The sequence below is a fragment of the Kitasatospora sp. NPDC091257 genome, assembly GCF_044757675.1.
Lineage (GTDB): Bacteria > Actinomycetota > Actinomycetes > Streptomycetales > Streptomycetaceae > Kitasatospora > Kitasatospora lactacystinica.
This window is the reverse complement of record NZ_JBIVVI010001035.1, coordinates 1-3,295: the sequence shown is the minus strand read 5'-3', so window position 1 is coordinate 3,295 and position 3,295 is coordinate 1. Positions and strand designations below refer to the sequence as shown.

Annotated in this window: 4 protein-coding genes and 1 pseudogene; 2 read left to right on the top strand and 3 right to left on the bottom strand. The window is 72.3% G+C overall.

Annotation, left to right across the window (positions count from 1 at the left end):
- Positions 1-206: pseudogene (locus ACIQOV_RS33920) on the top strand (hypothetical protein); the annotation flags it as partial.
- Positions 207-327: 121 nt separating this feature from the next.
- On the opposite strand, the gene ACIQOV_RS33915 reads toward ACIQOV_RS33920, so the two are convergent.
- Positions 328-636: an AzlD domain-containing protein gene (locus ACIQOV_RS33915; RefSeq protein WP_401054627.1), complete on the bottom strand. Its 309-nt coding sequence runs from the start codon at positions 634-636 to the stop codon at positions 328-330.
- Positions 636-1,373 carry an AzlC family ABC transporter permease gene (locus tag ACIQOV_RS33910; RefSeq protein WP_401054625.1) on the bottom strand — a complete coding sequence of 246 codons (738 nt, stop codon included), beginning with the start codon at positions 1,371-1,373 and terminating at the stop codon, positions 636-638. The genes ACIQOV_RS33915 and ACIQOV_RS33910 overlap by 1 nt, the downstream gene beginning before the upstream one ends.
- 159 nt (positions 1,374-1,532) lie before the next feature.
- Here ACIQOV_RS33910 and ACIQOV_RS33905 point away from each other — a divergent pair, with 159 nt between their 5' ends.
- Positions 1,533-2,219, top strand: a complete 687-nt coding sequence (locus tag ACIQOV_RS33905; RefSeq protein WP_401054623.1) for a helix-turn-helix domain-containing protein — start codon at positions 1,533-1,535, stop codon at positions 2,217-2,219.
- A 31-nt stretch (positions 2,220-2,250) separates the two neighbouring features.
- Here the strand turns inward: ACIQOV_RS33905 and ACIQOV_RS33900 are convergent.
- A partial coding sequence (locus tag ACIQOV_RS33900) for a cholesterol oxidase substrate-binding domain-containing protein (RefSeq protein ID WP_401054621.1) occupies positions 2,251-3,295 on the bottom strand: 1,045 nt, incomplete at its 5' end.

Genomic DNA, 3,295 nt, shown 5'->3' with positions numbered 1-3,295 from the left:
GGCTCGTCCCCTCCTACACCCCGGAGCACCCCTTCAACAGTCGACGGCGGACGCTGCTCCGCGACGGGGACACCTACCTGCTGATCGCCCAGGGGAGCATGCGCGACTACCACTGCGTGTTCAAGGTGTGGGAGCTGCTGTGGGACAGCAAGCGGCCGGAGGTGCAGGCGGAGCGACTGGTCGAGAGGCCCGGGGAAGGCCGCTGAGGGCGAACGGACGACAGCCGACGAGCACCGGTTCACAGATCACAGATCACAGCCGCCGGATCACAGCCGACAGCCGACAGCTAACGGATAACAGCTGACAGATTTCACACTCTGTCAGCTGTTATCCAACCCCACAGAGCCGCAGCAGCGCCGTGGTCGCCGCACCCGCGACGACCACCAGCGGGAACGGTGCCCGGCACAGCGCGAGCACTCCCGCGACCAGTACGCCCGCCGGGCGGGCCCACCCCGCGAAGCCGTGCCCCTGGGTCAGCGCGCCGGTCGTGACCAGGGCCACCAGCAGCACCGCCGCCGCGACGGCCAGCAGGTGCCGCAGCCGCTCCGAGAGGGCGAGCCGACCGGCGAGCAACGGCCCGGCCAGTCGGTAGGCGTACGTTCCGGCCGCGAGCAGCAGAACGGCGTACAGCGGCATCATCGGACCTTCGCCTTCTCCTCGTCCGCGGCATTCGGTCCGTCCGCCGCCTTCCGACCCGACTCCCCAGCCGCCGGCCGACCGGCGAACACCAGCCCGACCAGGGCGAGCAGCACCGGCAGCCCGGCGGGGACGAACGGGGTCGCCGCGACCGCGACCACCGCGCCCGCCACCGCCGCCGTACGGGTGCGGCGGTCCGCGAGCGAGGGCAGGACGAGCGCGAGCAGCACCGCGGGGAAGGCCGCGTCCAGGCCGAACGCGTCCGTGTCACCGATCAGCCCGCCCGCGAGGGCGCCGAGCAGCACCGAGACGTTCCAGACCACGAACAGGGCGACCCCGCAGAGCCAGTACACGGCCCGGCGCCGACGGGGATCGCTCTGCTGCAGGGCGAAGGCGACGGTCTCGTCGGTGAGCAGTTGCGCTCCCACCAGCCGCCGCCACCACGGGCCGTCGGGCACGTCGGCCACGGTGAAGCCGAAGGGCAGCAGCCGGGCGTTGAGCACCAGTCCGGTGGCGACCGCGGCGAGGGCGCCGCCACCGGAGAGCACCACGCCGACCGCCGCGAACTGGGAGCCGCCGGCGAAGACCAGGACGGAGAGGGCGATCGGCACCCAGAGGGGCAGGCCCCCGGAGACGCTGATCGCGCCGAAGGACGCGCCGACCAGGGCATCGGCCAGGCAGACCAGGGCGACGTCCCGGAGGGTGGCACGCTCCAGTGTTCGAAGTAGCGAACGCATGTTCATTAGAGTGAACCGACTCGACGTCGTTCGTCAAGGCGAACACTCGGACCGATCAGGCGAACGGCGGCCGATGCGACCGGCCGTGGCAGCATGAACGGCGACATCGGCCGCACCGGCGGCCATGGAAGCGGCCAGGAGGAAGCGTGAGTGGCGAGCATGAGTGACCAGAGCACCCCGGCCACGGACTCCGGCGGCTCCGGCGGCTCCGACGGTTTCGGCCGCTCCAGCAGCAGCGACAGCAGCGGCGGCGGCAGCAGCAGCAGCAGCAGCAGCAGCAGCAGCAGCGCCAACGGCGGCGGCGAGCTGATCGGCCAGATCGCCGCCTCGATCAGGCGCGAGCGCGAGCGCAGCGGGCTGTCGATGGCCGAGCTGGCCCGGCGCGCGGGCATCGCCAAGTCCACGCTGTCCCAGCTGGAGTCCGGCGCCGGCAACCCCAGCGTGGAGACGCTCTGGGCGCTCGGCGTCGCACTGAACGTGCCGTTCAGCCGACTCGTCGACCCGCCGCGCCCGGCGGTCAAGGTGATCCGGGCCGGCGAGGGCCCGGTGACCCACTCCGAGCGCGCCGACTACGCCGCCACCATGCTCTCCTCCTGCCCGCCCAACGCCCGGCGCGACATCTACCGGATCGAGGCGCAGCCGGATGAGACCAGGGCCTCCGATCCGCACATGCCCGGCACCGTCGAGCACGTGCTGATCGGTGCCGGGCGGGCGCTGGTCGGGCCGACGGAGGCACCGGTGGAGCTGGGCCCGGGCGACTACGTGAGCTACCCGGGCGACACTCCGCACGTCTTCCGCGCCCTGGCTCCGGACACCCTCGCGGTAATCGTCATGGAGCACATATGACGACTCGTCGGGACTGACAGGAAGGGGCCTCCTACTTCAACAGCCCGTCCAGGAACGGGTTTCCGAAGACCCGGTGCGGGTCGTGGCGGTCCAGGACGGCGACCGCCTCGTCCCAGCCGGGCCCGCCGCCAGCCCGCAGACTGTCCGGAACGACCCGGCCGAGCAGGTCGGGGTCGGACCAGGCGGCGGCGTCGGTGTACGCCCAGCCCTTGGACCACTCGACCCGCAGGCCCGCCCGGGAGCCGTCGAAGGTGCGCAGCAGCCACTGCTCCAACTCCCGCGCGAAGCGCTCCAGTCCGGGGGTGCCGGGGAAGGCGAGGACGTCCAGCCAGACGGCCGTGTCCCACTCCGGGCGGTCGGCGCGCGGTCGCAGCGCGGACAGCAGCGGGGGCCGGGCGCCGGGGACGCCGCAGGAGGCCGGGTCGTCCAGGCCAGTGACCCGGATCTCCACCGCGCCGTTCACCGGGAACTCGCCCCGGGCCTGGTAGGAGGCGAGCAACTCCCGGTAGTAGGCGGCGAATTCACTCACCGCCCATTGGAGGTCGGCGCGCTTGAGGAGGATCGCGTAGCCGTTGGCGGTGACTCGCAGGGTGGTCGGGCGGACGTACTGGAGCAGGGTGCGCGAGGGTCCCCAGAGGTCGGACCGCAGTCCGCCCGCGAGCAGGTGGGTGAGCACCTCGCCGCTGAGCAGTCGGCGCAGCAGGGCGCCGGAGAGCAGGACTTCGGTGATGTCACCGGTGAGTCCCACCTTCGTGACCAGGTACTGGAGTTGGCCGAACAGCGGGGCCGAGGCCCAGGCGCCGGTGACGATCTCGCCGGCGAGCCGGGCGACCGGTTCCGGAAGGCTGTCCGAGAACGGGTAGTTGTACGGGTGGTCGACGGACAGGGAGGCGAGCGGCTTGCTCGGGGTGACGCTCCAGGTCTTGAGCCAGGGGTACTCGGTGTAGGCGAACCAGATCGCCTCTACCCGACCGTCGCGTTCCACGAAGTCGGCGAGGGTGCGCGGGCCTCCTCCGCTCCCGAGGACACCGCCGAGGACACCGCCCAGCACTCCCCCGAGCACTCCGCCGAGCCCC